Annotated in this window: 21 protein-coding genes and 3 pseudogenes; 20 read left to right on the top strand and 4 right to left on the bottom strand. The window is 35.5% G+C overall.

The features are described from left to right. The first annotated feature begins 51 nt into the window (after positions 1-51). The 8 genes and pseudogenes from HXT20_RS04680 (at position 52) to HXT20_RS04645 (ending at position 8,231) form a co-directional block, all read left to right on the top strand. Positions 52-1,530, top strand: a complete 1,479-nt coding sequence (locus tag HXT20_RS04680; protein ID WP_004113321.1) for an Lsa family ABC-F type ribosomal protection protein — start codon at positions 52-54, stop codon at positions 1,528-1,530. Positions 1,531-1,990: 460 nt separating this feature from the next. Beyond that, positions 1,991-2,476, top strand: a complete 486-nt coding sequence (locus HXT20_RS04675) for an NUDIX hydrolase (protein ID WP_004114742.1) — start codon at positions 1,991-1,993, stop codon at positions 2,474-2,476. Between the two features lie 31 nt (positions 2,477-2,507). Continuing rightward, positions 2,508-2,624, top strand: a pseudogene (locus HXT20_RS04670) (conjugal transfer protein TraG); the annotation flags it as partial. 81 nt (positions 2,625-2,705) lie between these two features. Next, positions 2,706-3,143, top strand: a complete 438-nt coding sequence (locus HXT20_RS04665; RefSeq protein ID WP_004114745.1) for a GNAT family N-acetyltransferase — start codon at positions 2,706-2,708, stop codon at positions 3,141-3,143. 476 nt (positions 3,144-3,619) lie between these two features. Beyond that, positions 3,620-3,916: a type II toxin-antitoxin system RelB/DinJ family antitoxin gene (locus HXT20_RS04660; protein WP_004113314.1), complete on the top strand. Its 297-nt coding sequence runs from the start codon at positions 3,620-3,622 to the stop codon at positions 3,914-3,916. Between the two features lie 13 nt (positions 3,917-3,929). Continuing rightward, on the top strand, positions 3,930-5,213 hold the full coding sequence (locus tag HXT20_RS04655; RefSeq protein WP_004113312.1) for a hypothetical protein: 1,284 nt from the start codon (positions 3,930-3,932) through the stop codon (positions 5,211-5,213). Positions 5,214-5,681: 468 nt separating this feature from the next. Further along, positions 5,682-6,668, top strand: a complete 987-nt coding sequence (locus HXT20_RS04650; protein WP_103013161.1) for a helix-turn-helix domain-containing protein — start codon at positions 5,682-5,684, stop codon at positions 6,666-6,668. A gap of 918 nt (positions 6,669-7,586) precedes the next feature. Further along, positions 7,587-8,231 (top strand): helix-turn-helix domain-containing protein, encoded by a 645-nt coding sequence (locus HXT20_RS04645; protein ID WP_174142884.1) that lies wholly within the window; start codon positions 7,587-7,589, stop codon positions 8,229-8,231. A 23-nt stretch (positions 8,232-8,254) separates the two neighbouring features. Here the strand turns inward: HXT20_RS04645 and HXT20_RS04640 are convergent, their stop codons facing one another. Then, complete coding sequence (locus HXT20_RS04640; protein ID WP_101891931.1) at positions 8,255-8,656, bottom strand: DUF2178 domain-containing protein; 402 nt, start codon at positions 8,654-8,656, stop codon at positions 8,255-8,257. Further along, complete coding sequence (locus HXT20_RS04635; RefSeq protein WP_004113289.1) at positions 8,653-8,856, bottom strand: helix-turn-helix transcriptional regulator; 204 nt, start codon at positions 8,854-8,856, stop codon at positions 8,653-8,655. The genes HXT20_RS04640 and HXT20_RS04635 overlap by 4 nt, the downstream gene beginning before the upstream one ends. A gap of 192 nt (positions 8,857-9,048) precedes the next feature. Between HXT20_RS04635 and HXT20_RS04630 the strand changes: the two genes are divergently transcribed. From HXT20_RS04630 to HXT20_RS04620, 3 genes and pseudogenes are all read left to right on the top strand, one after another. Further along, complete coding sequence (locus HXT20_RS04630; protein WP_174142883.1) at positions 9,049-10,242, top strand: hypothetical protein; 1,194 nt, start codon at positions 9,049-9,051, stop codon at positions 10,240-10,242. Between the two features lie 22 nt (positions 10,243-10,264). Then, a pseudogene (locus HXT20_RS04625) lies at positions 10,265-10,347 on the top strand (toxin-antitoxin system protein); the annotation flags it as partial. Beyond that, a complete protein-coding gene (locus HXT20_RS04620) occupies positions 10,334-10,489 on the top strand; it encodes a hypothetical protein (protein WP_004114756.1) in 156 nt (51 codons plus the stop codon). The pseudogene HXT20_RS04625 and the gene HXT20_RS04620, both read left to right, overlap by 14 nt. Positions 10,490-10,743: 254 nt before the next feature. Here the strand turns inward: HXT20_RS04620 and HXT20_RS04615 are convergent, their stop codons facing one another. Then, positions 10,744-11,076 (bottom strand): type II toxin-antitoxin system RelE/ParE family toxin, encoded by a 333-nt coding sequence (locus HXT20_RS04615; RefSeq protein ID WP_004113282.1) that lies wholly within the window; start codon positions 11,074-11,076, stop codon positions 10,744-10,746. Next, a complete protein-coding gene (locus HXT20_RS04610; RefSeq protein ID WP_009994780.1) occupies positions 11,073-11,378 on the bottom strand; it encodes a type II toxin-antitoxin system RelB/DinJ family antitoxin in 306 nt (101 codons plus the stop codon). The genes HXT20_RS04615 and HXT20_RS04610 overlap by 4 nt, the downstream gene beginning before the upstream one ends. Positions 11,379-11,738: 360 nt before the next feature. On the opposite strand from HXT20_RS04610, the gene HXT20_RS04605 reads away from it, so the two are divergent. From HXT20_RS04605 to HXT20_RS04565, 9 genes and pseudogenes are all read left to right on the top strand, one after another. Then, on the top strand, positions 11,739-12,245 hold the full coding sequence (locus tag HXT20_RS04605; protein ID WP_004113277.1) for a GNAT family N-acetyltransferase: 507 nt from the start codon (positions 11,739-11,741) through the stop codon (positions 12,243-12,245). A gap of 115 nt (positions 12,246-12,360) precedes the next feature. Beyond that, positions 12,361-13,320, top strand: coding sequence for a hypothetical protein (locus tag HXT20_RS04600; RefSeq protein WP_004114758.1), 960 nt, complete (start codon positions 12,361-12,363; stop codon positions 13,318-13,320). Between the two features lie 672 nt (positions 13,321-13,992). Next, positions 13,993-14,427 carry a hypothetical protein gene (locus HXT20_RS04595; protein ID WP_004113272.1) on the top strand — a complete coding sequence of 145 codons (435 nt, stop codon included), beginning with the start codon at positions 13,993-13,995 and terminating at the stop codon, positions 14,425-14,427. 100 nt (positions 14,428-14,527) lie between these two features. After that, complete coding sequence (locus HXT20_RS04590) at positions 14,528-17,398, top strand: ATP-binding cassette domain-containing protein (protein WP_422114270.1); 2,871 nt, start codon at positions 14,528-14,530, stop codon at positions 17,396-17,398. Between the two features lie 43 nt (positions 17,399-17,441). Continuing rightward, positions 17,442-17,640 (top strand): annotated as a pseudogene (locus HXT20_RS04585) (toxin-antitoxin system protein). 356 nt (positions 17,641-17,996) lie between these two features. Next, a complete protein-coding gene (locus HXT20_RS04580; RefSeq protein ID WP_422114269.1) occupies positions 17,997-19,205 on the top strand; it encodes an ATP-binding protein in 1,209 nt (402 codons plus the stop codon). Positions 19,206-19,543: 338 nt separating this feature from the next. Next, the gene (locus tag HXT20_RS04575) at positions 19,544-19,897 is read left to right on the top strand and encodes a DUF1016 N-terminal domain-containing protein (RefSeq protein WP_004113264.1); all 354 of its coding nucleotides are present in this window, start codon (positions 19,544-19,546) and stop codon (positions 19,895-19,897) included. A gap of 296 nt (positions 19,898-20,193) precedes the next feature. Beyond that, positions 20,194-20,769: a hypothetical protein gene (locus tag HXT20_RS04570; RefSeq protein ID WP_248912040.1), complete on the top strand. Its 576-nt coding sequence runs from the start codon at positions 20,194-20,196 to the stop codon at positions 20,767-20,769. 1,074 nt (positions 20,770-21,843) lie between these two features. Further along, on the top strand, positions 21,844-22,542 hold the full coding sequence (locus HXT20_RS04565; RefSeq protein WP_004113258.1) for a Crp/Fnr family transcriptional regulator: 699 nt from the start codon (positions 21,844-21,846) through the stop codon (positions 22,540-22,542). Positions 22,543-23,066 lie beyond the last annotated feature (524 nt).

Raw genomic sequence — 23,066 nt, 5'->3', positions numbered from 1 at the left:
GTGCACACACTTTGCACCCGGGCGGTAAATGATAATTTAGGGAGGCGTTTTATGTCAGTAATTAAAATTGAAAACCTCACTTTCTCATATTATGGATATGTAAAACCCATATTTAAAAATGTATCGTTTTCCTTTGATACAAACTGGAAAACGGGATTGATAGGAAGAAATGGAATCGGTAAATCAACTCTATTTAAGTTACTTTTAAATCAAGAAACTTATCAAGGTAAAATAAGCAAGGATGTTGAATTTATTAAATTTCCACCAAATATAAGCGATACTTCAAAATTAGGAATTGAGTTATATAAAGAACTAATATCAGATGATGAAGAATGGAAGTTATTTAGAGAACTCAGTTTGCTAAATGTAGATGAGAACCTTGTTTACAGAGAGTTTGAAACGCTTTCTAAAGGGGAACAAACAAAAATCCTTTTAGCTATTTTGTTTACAAGAGAAGATGGCTTTTTACTTATTGATGAACCAACAAACCATTTAGATATGGACGGAAGAAAAATTGTAAGTGAATATCTGAAAAGTAAAAAAGGATTTTTGCTTATATCTCATGATAGAGATTTTTTAGATGGTTGTATCAATCATGTTATTTCTATTAACAGGAATTCTATTGATGTCCAATCGGGAAATTTTACATCATGGTATGAAAACAAAGTGATGAAAGACCAATTTGAAATTAGTCAAAATGAGAGATTAAGAAAAGATATTAAACGATTAAAAGAGTCTGCAAGACAAAGTCAAATTTGGTCTGATAAAATTGAAAATACTAAAAATGGTGTAAAAGTATCAGGTGTAAAACCAGACAAAGGACATATAGGTCATCAATCAGCCAAGATGATGAAAAAATCTAAGAATTTGGAGAATAGACAAAACAAGGCAATAGAAGAAAAACAGAGTTTACTAAAAGATATCGAAACAAAGGAAAGTCTATTATTGCATCCATTACATCATCATAAAAATCCTCTAATATCGGTTAGCAATTTATCATCATGCTATGGAGAAAGACAGATCCTAAATAATGTAAGTTTCGAGATAAAGCAAGGCGACATAGTGGCTATATATGGGGGTAATGGTAGCGGAAAATCAACCTTGATTAAAATTTTATTAGGTATAAATCACGAGTATACAGGTGAGATAAAATTAGCAGGTAATTTAAAAATCTCGTATATTCCTCAAGACACATCTAATTTAACAGGTAGCCTAAATGAATATATTCACAAGCAAGATGTTGATGAAACATTGTGTAAAACAATTCTAAGAAAATTAGATTTTTCAAGAGAATTATTTGAAATGGATATGAAGAATTATAGTGATGGACAAAAAAAGAAAGTTTTAATTGCTGTAAGTTTCTCAAAGCCAGCTCATATATTTGTTTGGGACGAACCACTGAATTATATAGATGTAATATCAAGAATACAGATTGAGGAAATTATAAAAGAAGCAAAGCCTACACTCATATTTGTGGAACACGATAAGCGATTTGTAGAAGATATCGCTAATAAAATAATACAATTTTAAGTAAAATCCAAATCCCAGTTTGTAGTGCCTTAGACTTTTATCATCATACGACATTCCCCTTGCCAGTTTCTCTCCTGCAATGAACGTTAAGGCTCTTTTATTGATGCATGGTTATCATAAGGGTAGTCTTGATACACGTGAGACTGTCGTATTGATGTCAAGGGCTTAATAGGTGGGTGCATTTTTGCCCTTGTGCAGCAAGGCTTAGTGAGGGCTATTGTTAAAAGGTTTAGCGTGTGGCTGCTTTAGGCTGGCTTGGCGTGATTTTTGAGTGCTATTTTTCTGTATGAGGTAAGATATCGACGCTCTAGGGTCGAGTGCAATAAGTTCAATGACTGTTGCTTGTGCACAATGTGATATACAAATGTATCAATCACTTGGATTTTCAATTAAGATTGGGAACTTGTTTGCATTTGAACCATAAGTCACAGTCATTAGATAAAAAATAAAGGAGTAAACTATGGAATATAATTGCGGATTTATTAACGATAAAAAAGCATTTAGATATAGAGCGGCAGCTATCATAGTCGAAGAAGGTTGTGTGCTATTTGCAAGAAATGATGAGGATGACTATTTCTACTCAGTTGGCGGAGCGGTTCACATGGGCGAGACGTCAGAAGAAGCCGTTAAGAGAGAAGTATTTGAAGAGACAGGTCTTAATTATGAAGTAGATCACCTTGCCGTCATACACGAGAACTTATTCATCGGTAGCTCCGGCTTAGATGGAGTAGACTTCCATGAGCTTACACTCTACTACATGATGAAGCCCATGGGCAAAAGAGATTTTACGAGCCAAAGCACTACAGAGTCAGGTGCTAAAGAGACAATGCATTGGTTACCTATAGATGAGCTTGATAAGTTCAAGGCTTACCCGACATTTATGAAAGAATATCTTAAATCGGAGCATAGTGGAATAGAGCATATAATTTCAGATGAAAGATATTAATGAATCCCGCTATTATGGCAAGAGATCGTTACATAAACATTATTTCTTAGAAGATTATGACAATAATAATGTGTTTGATATTGAAGAATATATAAAGAGAAAAGGCAAGGTTAAGCTTAATAGAAATACGGTAATTACAAGATTGTAAGATTTACTGTTATAACTATATGGTCGAGGGTATATCTGAAATAATAGAGCTAGATAAATTTGAAGTTGCGGAGGTAATGAAATGATTAGAAAAATAAAAAAAGAAGATGCTCAATCTATACGAGAAATATGTGATATTTCTTTAGGATATACTGTTTCTACAGAGTTAGTAGAGAATCAAATCACAAAACTATCCGCTGATAAAAAGCATCATGTGATTTATGTTTATGAGGATGAGGATTTACATAAAGTTGTTGGATTTATACATGCTGAAATGTATGAGAGTCTTTATTCAGATTGTGGATTAAATATTCTAGGATTAGCTGTTTTACCAGAGTTTCAAGGAAGAGGCATTGGAAAAAAATTGATGAATCATTTAGAAATGGATTCTCGACAAAAATTACTTAAGTTTATCAGGTTAAACTCAGCAGAAGCAAGAACGGAAGCACATAAATTCTATGAAAATATAGGATATGTATGTGATAAGACGCAAAAGAGATTTATTAAAATTTTCGAATAAGTCAATTCTAGTTTGTTGAACTGAAAAATTGAATACTAAATGTGTAAGACGATAGAAAAAAGAAAAAATCTATCGTCTTTTTTCTTGCCTAATTTCCCTATGTTTTGCTATCAATAAATAGGGAAAACTCACTAAGAAGCTAAGAAAGTATTTCAAATGCTTCTCACTAATATATACACGACAAAATGTTAGTTCCATTAAATATGTTACAGAAAGTAAAGGAGATAAGATGATAAGAATCGGTCAAACCCTCACTTTGGTGTAAATTCATTTCCTTCCCTTTATCTGCTATTTTTATGTTCAAACTCAAACGAGAAAATAAGCGGGGCTTCCCACCATCACGGCGCTTGATCGTACTATCTGATGCAGTAATGCGAACATAAAAATCGTGTATGACAGTCAAAAAATCCCATTCGTGCAAATGTGTTGCAATATGCGATACAGTATTTATGGTGTGTGTATGGAGATTGGTTGATATGGCAGTTACTAAAAGTGCGAATGTGAATGTGAGAATACAGGAAAATATTAAGCAGCAGGCTGAGCAGATTTTGGAAACGATTGGAGTTCCTATGGCTACTGCTATTGACATGTTTTATCGTCAAATCATTCTTAATAAGGGTATTCTGTTTTCTCTTACTATTCCGAAGTCGCTTCCAGCACAAGATGATATGGATGAGAAAACGTTTAATGCTTTGATGACTAAAGGCTATGATCAGGCGGCTCGCGGTGATAGTTATCCGATAGATGATGTTTTTGAAGAGCTTGAACGATGATAGGGATAGAAAAATGTCAGATTCATCGATGAAAGAGAAGGAAAAGCAGGAACATACTCCCACAGATGAGAAAAATCCACTATATTGTGAATCACATGAGCAAATATGTGAGAACCTTAACAGTGCAAATAAGGAATTGTCCAAGTATAAGGTTTTACAACTGAGTGCGGAAATCTTTTCCATCTTAATGATTATTGGAACTGTTTTTATGGCGTCCAATAAGCTACAGCTTTTTGGATGGATCACCTATTGTTTTGCAATTCTTCTTCTTGTTGTAGTGTCTCTTATTTGGGTTATTTGTGTTATTGGGCAGCGCAATATACATAGTCGTTTTAGGAGTGCAAATGTAGAGCGTAACAAATCTTTTCTTAGCTATGATAATCAACAGGGGAAGGGTAGACTCTCACTGGTTCTTTGTTGCTTTTTTGTGTTAAGTGGTATTCTAACTGCATTTTTTGAAATAACTGCGTTGCATCTTCCAAATCGGTGGCTTTTGCAGACTTGGGTATATGTTATATGCGCGGCAATGCCAGTTGTTTGGATGATTACGATTGCTCTTGAATGTGTTTTCTATAATCTCTATCTTATTTCGCGTATACGGAAAATAGGTATAAGAATTGTACTTCGTTATCTATCTGTTCTACTTTGCGTATTGATTATCTTAGGTCTTGGATTTTTTGACGTTTTATTTATTGTTGGAAGATATTCTGTGAAACAAAATGATAATGGTACATACACAGAGCACGTGGATGATATGTATGCTCCTTTTGAGTATTATCTTTATCGGTCTGAAGGTCCGTTTTTCCTTAAGTATCTTCGACCAATGACAGATTCAAGTGATACTGATCCAAAAATAAGTGAATCTGAGTGGTATCGCAGAATCGATCGCAATAACAGGAAAGATACAAGATTAAAAGATACAAGATTAAAGGTTGAAGAGCCAGATAAAAATTACGATTTGCATGATGCCGCTGAGCGTGATTTAGAATCAAAGAAGGAAAGAAATGCAGCGCTTAAGATATTTGATAAGTATTTTGCGGCGAAAGGCTTTGCGTTCAAGGAGAACTATACCGCCAAGGGGGATATGTACTTTGTTCTGAGTGAAAGCCGTTCGGACATTACTTATCTGCAGTATAACAGGGACTCTCAGGATGGAAAATGTGGTCTTTATATTCTGTTTAAGGCTTCAAAATCTTCAAATGGAAGCTGGTCGTCGAGTGATGCTCATATGCAGAACACTTATACTTATGAATATAGCACTGGACTGATTGCAGAGAGCAGTAGGGCAGATTGGTAGTAGGCAGAATCGTTGGATGCCAGAATCGAAGAGTATCTGAAGATTGCCAGATAGTGATTGTCAGATAGTAGAATCCATATTTGTGTGCTCTAGTTGCTTATGTTTTAGGGAACAAATCGGTGTAAAAATTGTAAAAAAGTTCCCTGCATTATTTGATTTCTCATGGTAATGGCTTGTTGGTTATTCAAGAAAATAAGGTTCCTGAGTTTAAGAAGTTGCTTGTTGAATATTATGAGGATTAAGATTTGCAGTCTGTAACGGATGCGCTTGCTTGCGTTAGTGAAGATGATTGGAAAATGCGGTGCGAACATGAGAGAAAACAAATTGGCGGTCGGTTGCGCTCATTTGTCGGCAGAAATTGCGCTTTCAACGGAAATTGCCAATCGCACTTGCTACTACGCAACTGCTGTTTCAGCTATAATTTCACCACGATCATGATGAATTCGAGTTTGAAATGGAGATGTTTTTATGATTTTAGCAGATAAAATATTGGAACTGCGTAAACAAAACGGTTGGTCGCAGGAAGAATTGGCGGACAAATTGGGCGTCAGTCGCCAAGCTGTTTCCAAATGGGAAGGTGCACAAAGTATCCCGGATATGGAACGGATAATTGCATTGAGCCGTTTGTTTGGTGTTAGTACAGATCTTCTTGTAAAAGATGAAATTGATGTTATGGGGAAGAACGTCAACGCAAATGAAAATGCCTGCCAGGAAGAAGCCGGCGTCCGCATGCGTGTAATTGAGCTGGAAGAAGCCTCCGCTTATATTGCTCACAGAATATCATTTGCCGCCTATGTTGCTCTAGGCGTTCTTCTTTGTATTCTGGCGGCAATCCCGTTGATCGGCAGTAATCTTTTGCTTTCTACCACAGTAAATGCGCAAGTCGGTAAAACTATTGGCTTAGCATTCAGCGTTGCTATTATTGCCGTAGCTGTAGCTATTTTTATTATTCAGAGTTTCCACGAAAAGCGTTATCAATATTTGGAAAAAGAGGACTTTGAAACAGCTTACGGAGTTGACAGTGTGCTCAAAGAACGCTTGGAACGGTTCATGCCGTCGTATGTGCTGCGGACGGTCAGCGGTGTCGTTTTATGTATGGTTGCCTTTATTTTTCTTATAATTTCGGATATAGTGCCGGAATTTTATCAACTTTCATCCGACTTTTTTGTAGTTATCGCTATTGCCCTAGTGGCAGCAGCTGTTTATTTATTTGTACAGGCGAATATTATCCGCTCGTCCTATTACCGTTTGCTGCAACCGAAGAAAAAGATTGTCTATCCTGCAAAGATTAGGTTATTGCTCCAAGCTTACTGGCTTATAATTGTCTGCATTTATTTAGTCTACAGTTTCATCACGTCCGATTGGGGAAAAAGTTGGATTGTTTGGCCGTTGTCCGCATTGACTTACGGAGTAATAGAAGTAGTGCTCAAAGCGTGGAGGCTCGGAAAGAAATAAGTGACTTTCAGCGTCGATTTTGTGGCGAATAACAGGTGCTATCCGAACGAAATATGGTATGCTTGCGCTTAATATTACCCCCAAGGGTGAAAGTATGATTAAAAATGTCGCACATATAGGCTTTACCGTCGGGGTGCGGACATTTTTTTAGATAGCCACACCCAGCTTACTTCTGTTCTCGATAAGACTTATTCCTCCAAGTTATCAAGTTGCTTATTTGATGGCTAGCGAAGATGCTCGTAGTAGGGAATTTGGCGTTTATTGATTGGTTAAGGATAATTATCCCAAATTCGTTTTATCGATGGACACAATGAATTTTTCGCAAGAAGGGATTATATACAAATATTTACCGGATTTTCTATTGGAAGAGAATGCGTAAGGTACTTGATTTTGCTCTTATGTAGATTATGTTTTGCGATGGCTATTATTAAAGGGTTTAATAAGCAAGAGCAAGCGCGATGTTTCATTGTTTTCCTTGCGAATTGGCGGGTTTTCATTCCGACGATTGTCTGGATTTTGTTCCGATGTTTGGCGGGATATTAGTGCGACGATTGGCTTTGTTTAGAAATGTGGTTGTAGGACTAAATGTTAAAAGGTTTAGCGTGCGGTGGATTTAAGCTTACTTCTCGAGATTCTAGATGTGATTTTGCTATTCTGCTGTCGAGTGTTTGTGTGCTCTAGTTGCTTATGTTTTAGGGAACAAATCGGTGTAAAAATTGTAAAAAAGTTCCCTACATTATTTGATTTCTTATTCTGTTACAGTTGGTAACTATAGTGTTTCACCTTGTTTCTTTTTCCGTTGTAAATTATTTGTTAGTTTGTAATTAGGCGGTATATAAATCAAATGTTTCAATACTATTTTGGTTTCCGTCAAGTAATTTCATGATGTGTAATAAGTGATTTGAAAGGAGTTGTGTCATGAGTAGTGTTATATCTTTGGGGGAAAAAATTAGAAAGGCTCGTCTGGAAGCTGGGTTGACGCAGGAGGAGCTTTCGGAATTATTGATGGTATCTCGTGCTGCTGTAGCAAAATGGGAAACGAATCGGGGTTTGCCAGATATCGAGAATCTGAAATTTATTGCGTATGCTCTAAGCGTGAGTGTTGATTATCTTTTGGATGAGAACAATAGTGTTGATTTTTCTATTACTAAGAAGCCTATTAATCTCAATAAATATGGTTTCGACGGTAGGTTGAGCAGTTTTAAGAAGTCGAAAGTTAAAGAGCAGATTGTCCTAGATGAATATCCTGACTCAGAAATCAATATGCTAACTGTTGTTAAGACTTATAACAGTTCATCTGAGAAAATGGTGGATAATTTTGTTGGATGGTTTTCTACTTTCTTTGGAGGATTGCCATTGTTTGGCATATATGATTTCAGTAAAGCTGTTGCCACTCTTGGGGCTGATCAGTATTATTTGGTGGATAAAAAAGATAAGCAGTATTTCGTGCTTATAACTGATGAGTATATTATTAGCAGAATTATGGGAGTGGCGTTTAATAGTAAAAAGTTCCGTATTGGAGATAAGGAATTTATGAAAGTTGGTTTGCTTCGTAATAAGTAGTAAATGGGTGGGTGGGTCTGGTTTTAATATTTTTTCTCATAATATTTGTTGATAAAAAACATGATTAATGGAGAAAAGGCGATCGAAATAGCTAAAAGAGCAGCTGGCAAATATGCTTTTGTGATAAATGCAATTATGGCAATTATTCCCATTAGGTGCATTAGTATGAATGCCATTGTTGCATTTACTTTATCTTTGATTTTCTCGTTTCTTTCATCGTTCATATTTATTTTGTAGGTGTGGTCTTTTTTCATCATCTTATAGTGCATGATTTTTACGTGTGAAAGTGAGATAATCACAACAAAAACAACTGACAATACAATTTCGACGGATTCATTCAGTTTAAGAGTCAGTGCAAGAATTAATCCGCAAATACCTATTACATAACCTATGTACCAAAAATTCTGGGTTTTTTGTTTTTTCATTTTTTATCCTCCTCGTAAATAAATATTTCTTCGATTGTTAAATTAAAGTACTTAGCAATTTTGTATGCCAATATGATTGACGGGTTATATCTCCCATTTTCCAAAGAACCGACTGTTTGTCTTGATACTTCGAGTGCGTCAGCAAGTTCTTCCTGGGTTATGCCTTTTTCTTTTCTAATTTGTTCAAGTCTATTTTTCACATTACATTCTCCTTTCTAATGGAAAGCTAGCTTTACATATAAGATAATCGTTTCGAAAGTAAATGTCAAGTTTGCTTTCCATTGGATTTAATTTCGATAATATTGTTTGCAAAGTTTCATAGTATTCAAGAGAGTAAGAAAAAATAGAAGTATAATTTTCTTTCAGATACTATTTCAGATAGTATTGTTCTTATGGGTAACAGTAGTGAGCTTTCGGCAAGTAACAGTGAAAATGCGTTAGTAGATTTTACTGAAAAACTTCTTGTGGATGTTAAAGATTTTACTAAGAACAACAATAAAGTATTAAGTGTTCCCGTATCTGAATTATTGAATTTTGGATCTGGTTTATCGTCATTAATTCCTGCATGTAATACGGTTACTCAAACAATAACAATTCCTACGGATGGTCTTTATAAGATTGCTAATAAAGCTGCAGGTGATACTCTAAAATACGCAAAAAATGGGAATCTATGGGGATCTTTAAGAAAAGCTGACGGTGGTTCTAGAATGATGCAGATTTCAAAGATGGAGTCTTTGCAAGGTTCTATGAAAACAGCACTTCCGTTTAATCCTGCTCTTTTAATGATGGCTGTGGCTATTTATTCTATTGAAAAAGATATGAAAAAGATTAAAGAGACGCAGGAAAAGATATTTACCTTTATGGAAGTTGAGAATGAGTCACAGATTGAGGCAGATGTTGAGTCATTGATGGGGATTGCTTCTACTTATAAGTGCAGTTGGGATAATGAAATTTCTGTTACGAATAATCATAAGCTTGTTATCGATATTAAGAATCGTGCTAGAAAGAACATTATTGCTTATCAGAAAAAGATTACTGATATTCTTCTGTTAAAGAAGTTTATTGTGTCTAAAAGTAACGTAAATTCGACGTTGTCTGATTTAGGGAAAAAGTTTAAGTATTACAGATTGTCGTTGTATATTTTCTCTCTATCATCTTTGATGGAAATAATGTTAAGTGGTAATTTTTCGGAAGAGTACATTAGTAATGCAGAAAATGAGATAAAGAAATTGTCTGATGACTACTGTGAGAAATTTGAAAAAAGCTCTTTATATTTAGAAAAACTTGGTAATTCGGAAGTGGAAGTCAACGTTGTGAAAGCTATAGGTACTGCTGGTACTGCTGTTGGTAAGCTAATTGGTGGTATTCCTTTAGTTAAAGATGGTTCTGTTGATGAGTTTTTACAAGATAAAGGAAACGGATTACATGAAAATGCTAATGCAATGGGAGCAAAAGCAGTAAAGGAGTTTGCTGTTTTGTGTGATCCGGAAACAAAAGTGTTTGTTGAAAAAATGGAGGATATAACTCAAATTTACAATCGTACTTCGCAAATATGTGTTGATAAAGAAAAAATATATTTGTTGTAAGTCATATATTGTTTCATGTTGTGAGAAAACGTTTAACGCGTTGATGTCAAAGGCTATGATCAGGCAGCTCAAAGTGATAGTTATCCGATAGATGATGTTTTTTAAGAGCTTGAACGATGATTGGCAACCGTGGGGTAATCTTGGTTTTAGAAAAATACGCGTAAAAAATTATTACATTTACTTTTTGGTTGATGAGAATAGAAAAGAAATTCAAATACTCGCGGTTATTTACGTTAGAAGTTACTAGGCTAGGCAACTGGAACAATTGTAATGTAAACGTGTTATTAAGCAGGTCTTAAACCTTTTTGCAATATTTTTCTATCGTTAAAAAGTGCACCCACTATACATAGTGTGCACTTGAAAAGAGTGTAGCCATACTAGGAGTTCTCTAAATCCACGTTGAGACTATAGTATTGATGTCAAAGGCTGATTAGGTGAGTGTGTTTTATAACGTTCGAAATTACGCTACTTCGTTCGTTACTTTTCTAATACAAACGCGCATTAGTTGTTTGTGTCGTTAACAATACTTTCTATATTTCTGCCTGAGTAGAATATGCGAATAACTGTTACAGTCATTTGGTTTTCGTCTACTTGGTAGAAAACAGTGTAGTTGTCGACTGGAACTCTGCGTATTCCTTTAGAACACCAAGGTTCCCAATTAATAAGCGTATATCGCATAGGCATAGTCTCAAGAGAACGTATAGCATGCTTAATGCGGTTGACTTGTTTTTCCGCCGTTTTTGGAACTTGTAATGTGAAGCGAATATACTCGTATAATTCGCTGAGATCAAGGAACGCTTGCGGAGAATAAATGACGCTATAGGTTGTGCTCATACGCCGTATTTCTTAGCGAAGAATTGGTCTACTTCATCTGCACTATATTGTTTGCCAGTTGAAATAGAGTCGATGCCTTTTTGTAATTCTTTATCCAACTCATCTCTTGTTAAGCTGCCTAAAGCAGTAGGCGTATTAACTGGCAAGCGGAGTTCAAATGGCATGCCTTTTTGTAAAACGATTTGGCTGTAAAGCATTTGGATTGCTGAAGATGGTGTTATTCCAAGTTGGTTCAATATGTTTTCGGCGTTTTCTTTAAGATTTGTATCGATTCTTGCATATACAGCGTTCGTGTTTGTCATTGTGTTGGCTTCCTTTCTGACCTTATTTTACAAAATTCTTGCAAGCATATGCAAGCGAATGAAAGCAAAAGTTTAATCACTATTCAGATTATAGCTTTCCGTTGTTGTATCTTCGGATTCAAACTCAAGCTATTAAGCCAATTTTAAGCCTTTTAACGATAGCCTTTTCCTATCGTTAAAAAGTGCACCCGATATCCATAGTGTGCACTTGAAAAATAAAAAATTTTTCTTTAATAAAGTTTGTATGTATGGTTTTTTTTTTAATAGTAATACTATTAAAGCTAAACAGACTATTATGGATTCTAATTTTAATAGAATTGTATTCTTATTAGAATTGCATATTAAGAATAAGAGGAACTTATGAAATTAATTAGACCAGATAGTAAATATATCCAAGGTTATATAGAAGCAAATGAAGAAGACGAAATTTTTAGGCCGAATGCAGAAAGACGTTTTATACACCCTGAGACAATTATAGAGAGTTCTTATAATATTGAACATGGTATAAATTTGCCTGAAAATTATGTTAAAGCTACTACATTTTGGCTGATAGATAATGAAAAATTTATTGGTGAAATTAATATTAGGCATGAATTAAATTCTTTTTTAATTAACTATGGTGGTCACATAGGGTACGAGATTAGACAGTCTGAATGTATGAAGGGCTATGGAACAAAAATGCTTTCTATGGCACTTACATATTGTAAAGAGACTTTGAATCTACATAAAATTCTGATTACGTGTGATGATGACAATATTGGATCCATACGAGTTATAGAAAATAATGGTGGAATTTTAGAAAACAAAGTGAAAAATAGCTTATCAAGAGGAAACGTTACAACAAGAAGGTATTGGATTAATATATAGGAAAAATATTAAATTTTATCTGTACTGACTACTCAATCGTGGCTTAGGACAATTTTTAGACATTTTGTATAATCAAAGCACGATATTCCGTGATTGCATTTTCTGGAGAAAGATGATGAGTGAGACGAATGTAAGGCCAGTGCTTTTCAAGCATGCTTTTTGGGGTCATGTGATTACAGAAACTGTTGCTAGCGTTTGCACGCTTATTATTTCGCTGCTTGTACAGCAGTTCGTAGGGCACAGCGTACTAGGTTGGGAAACTGTGGTCATACTCGCGTTGAGTGTTGTGGTGTTTTCGCTGCTAAGTACAGCGTATCTGCAGTGGGATAGGCATCGTAGACCAGATGACGGATCTGGCGATTTACTCATAGGAATTATCGATTTTGTGCTCAGGCTTCTGGTGACTTCTGGTATTGCTTTATTGCTTGTTTCCAATACTACGTTGCTAAGCATTATTATTGGTGCAGCGATTACTAGTGTGTTGCTGTTTGTTTTTGAAAAGCCTTGGCAGCCAGGTATGACGGATGCGCAATTACAGGAAGCTTCAAAGAAATCGGTTGAGCTTGGTGTTCAAATGCTTGAAGAAGAACGCGTAAAGCGCGCCGAGGTGAGAAACAAGATTGCATTACAGCATGCGAGCGAAGGTAAAACAGACACTCCTAGAGATGTGTCTTTAACATTTTCCTCGTTAATCGTTGCGAATATGCTGATGGAAGCAGTATATGCTGTTGTCACATTTTTGCTTGCATTGATGCTGCAATGGTGGATGCTGGGTAGTATCGCTGGCTGGCGCACGCTACTCGTCATATTCTTGGGCAATATGCTATTTTCTTGCGCGGCGGCTGCGATTATGGTTCTGATGGGCGCATTGAAGGCTGATCAACAGAAATGCCTAACAAAAAGTTGGCCTTTCTTGGCTATTGTTGTACTGCTTCGACTGCTGATCTTCGGTGTTCTCGCTTGGCTTCTTACACCGAGCTTAGTATGGGTAAGCGTAGTTGTTGGCATTGTGCTTACCAATATTGTTCTCGTTATCAAGTGGCACCCACGGAGAAGAACCGCAGTAGCCGCATAAGATTTTATAAGACTGTTTTCTTCTCTTTTGAGCAAAAGGCTCTACGTACGTGGAGTGTGTCGTATTGATGTCACGTGTGGATTAGGTGGGTGCATTTTTGCCCTTGTGTAGCAGGGCTTAGCGAGGTCTATCGTTAAAAGGTTTAGCGTGTGGCGTCTTTAGGCTGGGTTCTCGTAGTTTTTGAACGTGTTTTGGCTGTTTCTTACTCGAATGCCTATTGATTTAGTTGCTTATGTTTTAGGTAACAAATCAGTGTAAAAATTGTAAAAAAGTTCCCTGCATTATTTGATTTCTCATGGTAATGGCTTGTTGGTTATTCAAGAAAATAGGGTTCCTGAGTTTAAGAAGTTGTTTGTTGAATATTATGAAGGTGAAGATTTGCAGGTAATTGCTTCGTTTATGAGGGAATATTGTTGGAAGCATTAAACGAGCATGATGATATTGATCCTTCTGGTTCTTCTGTTTCGTGAACCTTGCTGTTTATGAAAAGTATAGTTTGATAGTGAACGAAGAGATTAGCGTTGATAATCTAGACAAATTAATAAAAAAAATAATATATTTATTAAGACTATTACAGTAATCAGAGTGAATTGTAGATCTTGTTTGCTTAATAATCTGTTTTATGATCATTTGATACAGAGTCGTGTTAGCGAAAAGGAGGCTAGTAGTGTTATGAGAAGTAAAACTATTTTTGGTAAAACCATTTTTCAAAGTTGTCTTGTTGTACTTCTGCTGATAGGTACTCTCTTTTCTCTTGCGGGATGTGCTGACGATGAAGAGAAGGCGGAGCTTGCGTCGTATCATTGGGAAACGGTGGCGGTGTCTCGGGAAGAGTTTCGTATACCAGAAAACTATATGAATAAGGATGAGTTGTATCTCTTTGTGTCGCGCGATATTCTTGATTCTCACTATGATTTGTCTAAAGTCACTCTTGGAGATAAGCGTATTAAGTTAGTTGACTCATCGTTCAATTTACCTGGTCCAGGACTTAAATCTTTATTTTTAGTTGGGAAATTTGATTTAAAAGACAAGCCAGGCTCTGATGTTCTTAAAGTACCAGGGCTTAATAAAGCAGGTAATGTTGCTGTAGGTTATAAGAAGAAATAGTGATATTTTGCACTTGATTTGAATCGTTTCCCTGATGATGAATTAGTTAATGAAACTTGTAGATTAGAGGGTTTGGAATGAATATGTATGTTGGAGGTATATGTTAAATAGGGTTGTATCTCGTTATGATTCGTTCGTTGCGAAGCATCAACGTACAAAAGGTGCTTTAGTATATTTTATAGTTCTTATGCCGCAGGTGTTATCAGTTTTTATTACTGGTTTGATACAGCTTGCTGGAATGTTGCTGCTTATTTATACGATGGGATCGTTGCATTCTGCTTCGACGCTGCTTGAAGGGTTTGTTGCGTTTAAGTTGGCGTTATCTTTCTTCTTACAAGCATTTGGTTTTATTGCTAAAGATCGTTGTGAAATGCTTCTTATCGCTTTGTTTCGTCAGCTTACTTTCCATCGTTTTGTGCGTTTATCTGTTCAGAATAATGATGATGAAACATTGCAGTCTTCGGCATTAACATATCCAAATCAGATAAGTCAGATAGCTTATGGTGTTGATTTTGTGTTATCAATATTGCAGTTTATTATTCTTTTTGCTATCTGTGTTGTTCAATATCACGAGAATAGTATTGTAGCGGTTTTACTATTAGTTCTATTATGCGTTGGTAATTTGTTCCTTATACGTTGGATTGGCGTATTGTGGAAGAACTATGTGGATTTAGAAGGTAAACGTCGTAATCTTCTCAGTAAAATTATTGATAAACTTCCTCACGCTTCAAGAGTGTATCGTTATAATGTTGGTATTACGGCGATTGAAGATGCACGTAAAGCAGAAGAAAGAGTGCTTTATAAGCGCATATTTCCTCAATTATTGAGTAATATTGTTGAGCAAGGTGGGTTGACATTACTGCTTGCTGGTGTTGTTCTTGTTCATGTAACTATTTTTCCAAATGCGTTGTTTAATGTTGGAATTCTTTTTGCGATTAAATATTTGTATGGTGCCATGCAGAATAATATTGTGAATTATCGCGTGATTCGGCTTGCTCTTCCAATGGACAGGGATTTAGTTCAATTAGAGCAAAATGCTATGAATAATACTCGCTCGGATGCTACTAATATTTCTGATTCTGTTGTGTTTGATAATAAGTTCGCTCTTTTGTCTAAAGAAGCTGGCTCGGCGTTGAATGCGTATGATTCCATTGTTAGCAGTAGTAAAATATTGGTGCCTTGTAATCCTATTATGTCGCAGGGGCTTATTGAAGCTTGGTTTGATATTGCGAGCGATGATACTCGTCGGAAGTACGAAAACTTCTTGCGTTTATTTAATGTGTCGCGTGAGGTTGCGGATAGGTTTTTGCATAATCCTGAAACGTTATCTGTTGGTGAGCGTCAACGCGTGGTGCTTGCTATGGCGTTTGTTCAAGACGTGGAATATTTGGTGCTTGATGACGTGTTTTCTGTGTTAAATCCAGAGCTTCGAGAAACAGTTTCACAAGCTATGCTAAGTTCTCAAGTTCATCATATTGTTTTATTTGCACGTAATCCAGAGTATATTCCTTGCGTGTTTTATGGTAACAACTCTAAGCAAGTCACGCATAGTGTGGTTGAAGAAAATCATTTGCAGAATACTTGTAGTGATAAAACTATGCAAGCGGATTGTGTGGAATCGAAAATTCCTACAGGTGCAGAATCACGTGGTAAGTTCATTAGAACTGTGCGCGAATTATTCTCCGCTAGTATTGTTTGTTTGCCGATAGCAACGATACTCATAGTTCTTGCTGAGTTAATGTTTGTAGAGAATATTGCTACGAACACCAACTTAAATATGCTTCAGTCTTCTGCATTGTTTGCAAGCTTGCTTATTGTAGTTGGTATTATTGCTCTTAATTTTCCTGTATATGCTGTGCCAATTGTGAGACTTACAAAACTGCATAATCGTTTGATTATGCGTTTGCATAAGTATTCAAATATTGATAATAAAGGTGATGTTTTAGGTAGACTTGGGGATGATTTTTCTGACTTACAGATGAGTATTCCTAGTGCTATTGCACATGTTATTTTTATTATTGTTCAAACAGTAATAGTTCTTGTTATGACAATTGCTGCAGTACCGCAGTACGTATACATAATGATTATTATGGTGCCGTTATCTTGTCTAATATGGTATGCCGGTTCTCGATTACTTAATACGGCTGCGGATAAACAAGCACAATATCGCGATAAGTTTTTAGGAGCATTATCGTCGTTATTATCAACGCGAAGCTTACCGCAAGGTACTATTTTTGATAGTTCGCGCAAGTATCATTATGCTTCGTCAGAAAATAAGTATTGGCAGCGTATGTGTCGTTTTATCAATATTTACACAGTGAGAAATTGCATGATGCAAAGTCTTTCTTTAGTGTTGGAATTTTCAATACTTTATATGCTTACAGTATCATCAATGAATTTTGCTTCTGCTAGTGCTGTGTTGTATTTTGTGGTAATGCTGTCGTCAAGCTTGGAAAATGTGATTGAAACTTTGCAAGATTCAGGAGTTTTGACCCAGACTGCTCAACGAGTTTTCAGTTTGGAAAATTATGAGCGTAAGCAGCAAGCGTATAAGAGGAATGAATTAGCATATCAGAATCTTAGTAAGACCATTGCTGATAGTGGTATTTCTTCAGTTGCTATTATTGGCGCTAGTGGTGCTGGTAAATCAGTATTGTTACGAGATTGGTTTGATCATAACAATACTCAGAATTGTATGCTGATTGAAGATTACTTATTCGATGATGACGGTGCTATTGTTGCTCCAGATTTCACGTCGCTCACAAAGTGTATTGGTTCTCAACAGCGAACTGTTATTATGCTGGATGAGACGTTCAAAAGTGTAACTGATGCTGATGGTTGTAGTGAACGTGAAATAATCGTGCAAGCTATCAGATGTGCTAAAACGAGGAATAACAAGCTTGTAGTTGTGTTGCACGCGCAAACTAATTGTGATGTATTTGATAAAGTGATTAATTTTGATGAATATTAAGAATCCAAAAGTACTGTGAGTTGCGTTCGTTGAGACGTTACTGATGGTGAATGTGAGAATACAGGAAAATATTAAGCAGCAGGCGGAGCAGATTTTGGAAACGATTGGAGTTCCTAGGGCTACTGCTATTGACATGTTTTATCGAGAAAACGTTTAACACGTTGATGGCTAAAGGCTATGATCAGGCGGTTCAAGGTGATAGTTGTTCGATAGATGATGTTTTTGAAGAGCTTGAACGCTGATTGGCAGCCGTGGGGTAAGCTTGGTTTTAGAAAATTAAACCTTTTAACGATAGCTTTTCCTATCGCTAAAAAGTGCACCCAATATCCATAGTGTGCACTTGAAAAACAGTGTAGCTATACTCGTAAGTTTCCTAAATCTCACGTTTAGAACGTTTGCTTGATGTCAAAGGTTGTGTATTAAAAGCATACGGATCGCAGACGTTTGAATAAAGATGTTTTATTTTTTTTTTTAATTATAAAACCCAAAAGTGATTTTTAATTTGTTTCGTTTATAATAGAAACAACTATAAAAAACAATAAATTTATCGACTATAATCGAAATTGTAAGCAAAGCTGTAATCGAAAGGTGTGAGGATATGTCATATATATTACGTAAAAAATATCTTAATAAGATCAAACCTTTTATTGACAAGCCTATTGTGAAGGTGATTACAGGTATGAGACGAGTGGGAAAGTCCACTTTGTTAAAAATGATTCAATCTGAATTGCTTGTAGACGTTCCTCAAAGTCGTATTATTTATATCAATTTAGAATCAGCTCAATACTTATCTATGAAAAATGATTTTGATCTGCAGAGATTAATTACGGAACGTAGTCAACAAATCGAAGGTAAAATATATTTTTTCTTTGATGAAATTCAATTAGTTTCTCACTGGGAACGTGTTATAAATGCGCTTAGAGTTGATTATGATTGCGATATTTATTTGACTGGTTCTAACTCAAAATTATTGTCCGGCGAGCTTGCCACCTTGCTTGCGGGGCGTTATGTAAGTTTTGAGGTGCTTCCTTTTACTTTTAGCGAATTCGTGAATTTGTATCAAAGTTTGAATTTAAGCATACAGGAATTATTTCAGCTATATATCAAAATTGGTGGTATGCCTCCTCTTCATTATTTTAATGGGGAAGAGGAACCGAGCTTTAGATATTTAAACGACATTTATAATACCGTTGTTGTTAAGGATATACTTGAATACAATTCGATCCGAGATGTTGACGTATTTAATCGCATTTTACTTTTTTGTTTAGATAATATTGGACAAAGTTTTTCGGCTAATAGTTTACGTAAATATTTTGTTAGCGAAAATCGTAAAGTTTCAGTTGATACCATTTTGAATTACTTGAATTTTTGCCAAGCGGCGTATCTTCTGAAAAAAGTTCCACGCTATGACAGTGTTGGAAAAAAGTTATTGACGGTTGAGGAAAAATACTATATAACAGATCATGGTTTTAGACAAGCAGTAGGCTTCTCAAACGTTGCGTCAATTGAACGTATTCTAGAAAATATTGTCTATATTGAGCTTTTGTCTCGTGGTTTTCAGGTTCAAGTTGGTCGTATTAATAATCAAGAAATCGATTTCATTGCTACTAGACAAGGTGAAACTGAGTATTATCAAGTCTCTTATTTGATGGCTAGCGAAGAGACTCGTAGCCGGGAATTTGGTGTTTATCGATTGGTTAAGGATAATTATCCTAAATTCGTTTTATCTATGGATACAATGAATTTTTCGCAAGAAGGTATTATACACAAATATTTACCAGATTTTCTACTGGAAGATAATGCGTAATCTGCTTGATTTTGCTCTCATGTAGATTATGTTTCGCGATGGCTATTATTAAAAGGTTTAGTCTGCAAGCGTAAGCGCGATGTTTCATTGTTTTCCTTGCGAATTGGCGGATTTTTATTCCGACGTTTGGCGGGATATTAGTACGACGATTGGCTTTGGTTAAAAATGTGGTTGTAGGGACTAAATGTTAAAAGGTTTAGCGTGCTGTGGCTTTAAGCTTACTTCTTGAGATTTTAGATACGATTTTGCTATTTTATCAGTTATAACTTATAAATTATCGATTTTATCATTAAATTTCACTTATAAGCGATGAGTGCTGTGATAAGGATGATGAAAAAGTGTCAACGTTGTTGACACAATTGAGCTGGTCGAATCATTTGAAAATAATATCTGGATCTAAGAGTAAAGAAGAAAGAGAATTCTACATTAACTTAGCTATTAACGAGAATCTAACTCACCGAGAGTTGGTAAGGCAGATGGACAGTGGCTATTATGAGCGTTATATGCTTTCAAATAGTAATAATTTGCCTGCTATACAAAGGGTAAAACAAGAGACGCATAATTTGTTTATGGACAGTTATGTTTTAGAATTTATCCATGCTCCCGAGCTTGGTAATGAAAGAGAATTTCAGAAGTCAATTCTAGAGAATTTGAAGCATTTGGGATTTGTTAATAAATGGCAAACCTTTTAACGTTGCTCGCTTCTATTGCTAAAAGGTGCATTCACTTTGCCTACGCATCTGTTTATGTATGGAAATAAAATCCTGTAGATTATCGGATGATTTTTAGATACAATTATTTTGCAGGCTGCAGATCTGCATTCTTTGTCCATAATTTACATCCCGTCAGTTTTATTAGACTCAAAGATGATTTGTACTACGAGATGAATGAATATTGGGCAGATGATAGTGAATAACAGAGTGAAGATTGAACATGATAATCGTAACTGCAATTAGGTAAAGATTAAGTTGTAGAGGAGGTATAAATAATGAAGTATATCAAGCATTATGCTTTTTTGACTATGGTAGTTTGTCTTATATCACTTATTTCAGGTTGTAAGAATCAGAATAGTTTTAGCAATAATAATAGAGAGCTAAAAACAGAAAATCAAAAGTCTGCAAAAAATGAAGGACACACAGAAAATAATGAAGATGTTGACTGGAAAGAGGTAAGTAAAAATGGTGTTGATGAAACTTTGCTTATAAAAAACATAGATAAAAAGGTTCTTACGTATGTGGCTAAACAATTACAAAATCTATGCGATGAGATTGGTGAAAAGGGGCGCAAAGATAAATTCTATTGGCTGACAGGACAATGGTATAACGATGTAATGTATTCTAAACAATATATTAGTGTCATATTATTAGGTAAAAAAGCAATAAAACCATTGTTCCTAATAATATATAAAAGCAAAGAGGCTGGAATGTATGAATGGGTTTGTAGTAAAGCTTTAGATGAAATATCTGGGTTCGATTTCTCGGGATTAAACAATGGTGCAGGCTGGAGTAATTCTAAAGAATTTTTAAAGGCATTTACCGATAAAATTATTGAACAAAAAAATTAACAACTCTCTGTTTCTAATTGTCTTGGAGTATAAACCAAAAATATTAATCATCCTAGCTTTACGCACTTTTGGATCTATAACCCACATATCAATTGGTAATGTCAAACACATTCGCGCATAGTTTATGGATATTTACTGATTAGTGTTATAGGAGTACACTATGAAAGGTATAGCGAACGCAAATAGTGTGGTTCACGGTAGAACTTCGTCAGTGCGCAAAATAAGGGATATGTGTCATTTTACGTGAATTAACGACTATTGCGTATCACGAGGTGAGGGATATGAAGAAAAATATGAAGCATCGTGTGTTAGCAGTGTCTAGTGCTGTTTTGTGTGTTGTATCTATGACCTTGAGTGTTACCGTTCTGCCTGCGATGCTTATGCCAACGTAACGAAGAATCCATTGTTTGCTGCTGTTTTGGCTGCTGTTTGTGTAACACTTTTCGCTGGTAAGCGTCGTGGTGTTTCGCGTCATTGCAACAAGTAGTAGCATGTTAAGACTGGACTTTTAGTCTGGTTTTGCTTGTGACTGATTGCCTCACTTCGTGATATTTTTCGCGGAGTGAGGCTTTCTGATATTAATAGGGTTGGGATTGTATTAATACGGTTGGGATTCTGGTTGCATGTATGGTAACGATTGTCATACTAGGATTAACATAGCGTATAATTATGTGATGAAAACACTAACATAGCGTATAATTATGTGATTAAATGCATCAAAACATATATAATAATGTGATACGCGCTAAAAGATAACGTAGAGTATGGCAGAATAATCGTGCAATCACGAACGCAAAATTTTGAGCGTTAGTCAAGTTTTCTTCAACAATAAGCGCCTGCAAAAACAATGTATCGCGTAATGTCTGCAAGTTAATTAACAAAGGCAAAAGGATAATAAATAAAGTAAGATTTAGTATGCGGATTTGATAGCATGATGTGCACATAGATCATTTCATACTTGGAATCTTGATTGTTAAAACATTTGCAATAAAGATAATCTGTTCTTAATTGTTGGTGGAAACTATGGTGAGTAAGATAACAAAATAATAGAGGAATTAGCCGCAGGTGATAAGTATGATTCTGGAAAAGTTATGGGATAAATATAGATCAGACGGAGATTTTAATTTGCATGCATTGCCAGAGTCTATAATAAAAAAAGGCGTGTTAGTAGAATATGAAAAGAACAGTATTCTTGTATCTAGGGGCGAGAGACCATATTACATATATTTCATACAGTATGGCATAGTTGCTGGAATACGCGAGTATATGAATGGAAGTACATACAGTTATTTTCAGTTAAACAGTACTAACGGGAGTATTGGTCTATTGGAGATTCTTGCTGGGAGAGATAGTTATATTGCAACGCTTAGTACAGTAACTAAAGTGAAGGCATTACGGATAGATGCAGCGTTGGTATATAAGACAATCATGGAAGACAAAGAATTACTTAAGAAATGCATTAATCTTCTGTCAGACGATTTATATAAACGTTCGGGAAATGATGGGATTATGTACTACATGTCTGGATTGGATCGAGTGAGATTCTTTTTGATTACATATTACGAAAGTCATCAGAATATGAAGAATGCAAGTGGTGAGTTACTGATAGAAGCGGAATATAAGGACATTGCAAATGGAATCGGAATGAGTATTAGGACAGTTGGGCGCAATTTACAGAAATTGAAAGAGACTGGTGAACTAAAAAATGTACAGAAAAAAATCATTATTAGCAAACATCAATATAAAGAACTACAAACAAATATTTATTCATAATCACTAAAACAATTTATTCATAATTGGTATGACAGCAGGGATTTTGTAATGAAATTCCTGCTGTTTTTGTATAAATTGTTGTTAATTTTATGAAAGGACATATGACCTTTAGAAGGAAATAGAAAGTATATACAATAAATGAAAAATAAGCGACATGAACAAGGAGGTTAAAATGTGAGCAATGCAAGATAAAAGGACTTGTTTTTGGTTCTATAAATATTGATTATGTGTATCAGATGGATCATTATGCAAGGCCTGTAGATATACTCACTGGGATTCTTGTTGTATCATTGCGATAGAGAAGGTGCGAATCTTGCAATTGTGCTGGGTTTTAGTGTAGTTGCATCAATGTGTGTAAAAGCTGTAAAGAAGCACTGACAATGTAGTTTTATGTGCTAAGCATTTTCACCACATCAGTGGGATGTAGGCTTACAGGGTATTTTTCTCGGAAATCATGAAGAATGAAGAATAGATTGTGTAAGCGTTGAAAATTTTAATCATGGGAATTTTCCATAAATGTATTC

This window comes from Gardnerella sp. DNF00109 (genome assembly GCF_049262845.1).
GTDB classification, from domain to species: Bacteria; Actinomycetota; Actinomycetes; order Actinomycetales; family Bifidobacteriaceae; genus Bifidobacterium; species Bifidobacterium vaginale.
This window is presented reverse-complemented; position numbering and strand designations above follow the sequence as displayed.

Coding starts and splice junctions, on each gene's coding strand:
- HXT20_RS04615 (WP_004113282.1), bottom strand. CDS start 11,076: ATGAGCACAACCTATAGCGTCATTTATTCTCCGCAAGCGTTCCTTGAT.
- HXT20_RS04680 (WP_004113321.1), top strand. CDS start 52: ATGTCAGTAATTAAAATTGAAAACCTCACTTTCTCATATTATGGATAT.
- HXT20_RS04600 (WP_004114758.1), top strand. CDS start 12,361: ATGAGTGAGACGAATGTAAGGCCAGTGCTTTTCAAGCATGCTTTTTGG.
- HXT20_RS04570 (WP_248912040.1), top strand. CDS start 20,194: ATGAAGTATATCAAGCATTATGCTTTTTTGACTATGGTAGTTTGTCTT.
- HXT20_RS04630 (WP_174142883.1), top strand. CDS start 9,049: ATGGGTAACAGTAGTGAGCTTTCGGCAAGTAACAGTGAAAATGCGTTA.
- HXT20_RS04595 (WP_004113272.1), top strand. CDS start 13,993: ATGAGAAGTAAAACTATTTTTGGTAAAACCATTTTTCAAAGTTGTCTT.
- HXT20_RS04610 (WP_009994780.1), bottom strand. CDS start 11,378: ATGACAAACACGAACGCTGTATATGCAAGAATCGATACAAATCTTAAA.
- HXT20_RS04665 (WP_004114745.1), top strand. CDS start 2,706: ATGATTAGAAAAATAAAAAAAGAAGATGCTCAATCTATACGAGAAATA.
- HXT20_RS04640 (WP_101891931.1), bottom strand. CDS start 8,656: ATGAAAAAACAAAAAACCCAGAATTTTTGGTACATAGGTTATGTAATA.
- HXT20_RS04660 (WP_004113314.1), top strand. CDS start 3,620: ATGGCAGTTACTAAAAGTGCGAATGTGAATGTGAGAATACAGGAAAAT.
- HXT20_RS04590 (WP_422114270.1), top strand. CDS start 14,528: ATGTTAAATAGGGTTGTATCTCGTTATGATTCGTTCGTTGCGAAGCAT.
- HXT20_RS04565 (WP_004113258.1), top strand. CDS start 21,844: ATGATTCTGGAAAAGTTATGGGATAAATATAGATCAGACGGAGATTTT.
- HXT20_RS04645 (WP_174142884.1), top strand. CDS start 7,587: ATGAGTAGTGTTATATCTTTGGGGGAAAAAATTAGAAAGGCTCGTCTG.
- HXT20_RS04580 (WP_422114269.1), top strand. CDS start 17,997: ATGTCATATATATTACGTAAAAAATATCTTAATAAGATCAAACCTTTT.
- HXT20_RS04620 (WP_004114756.1), top strand. CDS start 10,334: ATGATGTTTTTTAAGAGCTTGAACGATGATTGGCAACCGTGGGGTAAT.
- HXT20_RS04605 (WP_004113277.1), top strand. CDS start 11,739: ATGAAATTAATTAGACCAGATAGTAAATATATCCAAGGTTATATAGAA.
- HXT20_RS04655 (WP_004113312.1), top strand. CDS start 3,930: ATGTCAGATTCATCGATGAAAGAGAAGGAAAAGCAGGAACATACTCCC.
- HXT20_RS04675 (WP_004114742.1), top strand. CDS start 1,991: ATGGAATATAATTGCGGATTTATTAACGATAAAAAAGCATTTAGATAT.
- HXT20_RS04650 (WP_103013161.1), top strand. CDS start 5,682: ATGATTTTAGCAGATAAAATATTGGAACTGCGTAAACAAAACGGTTGG.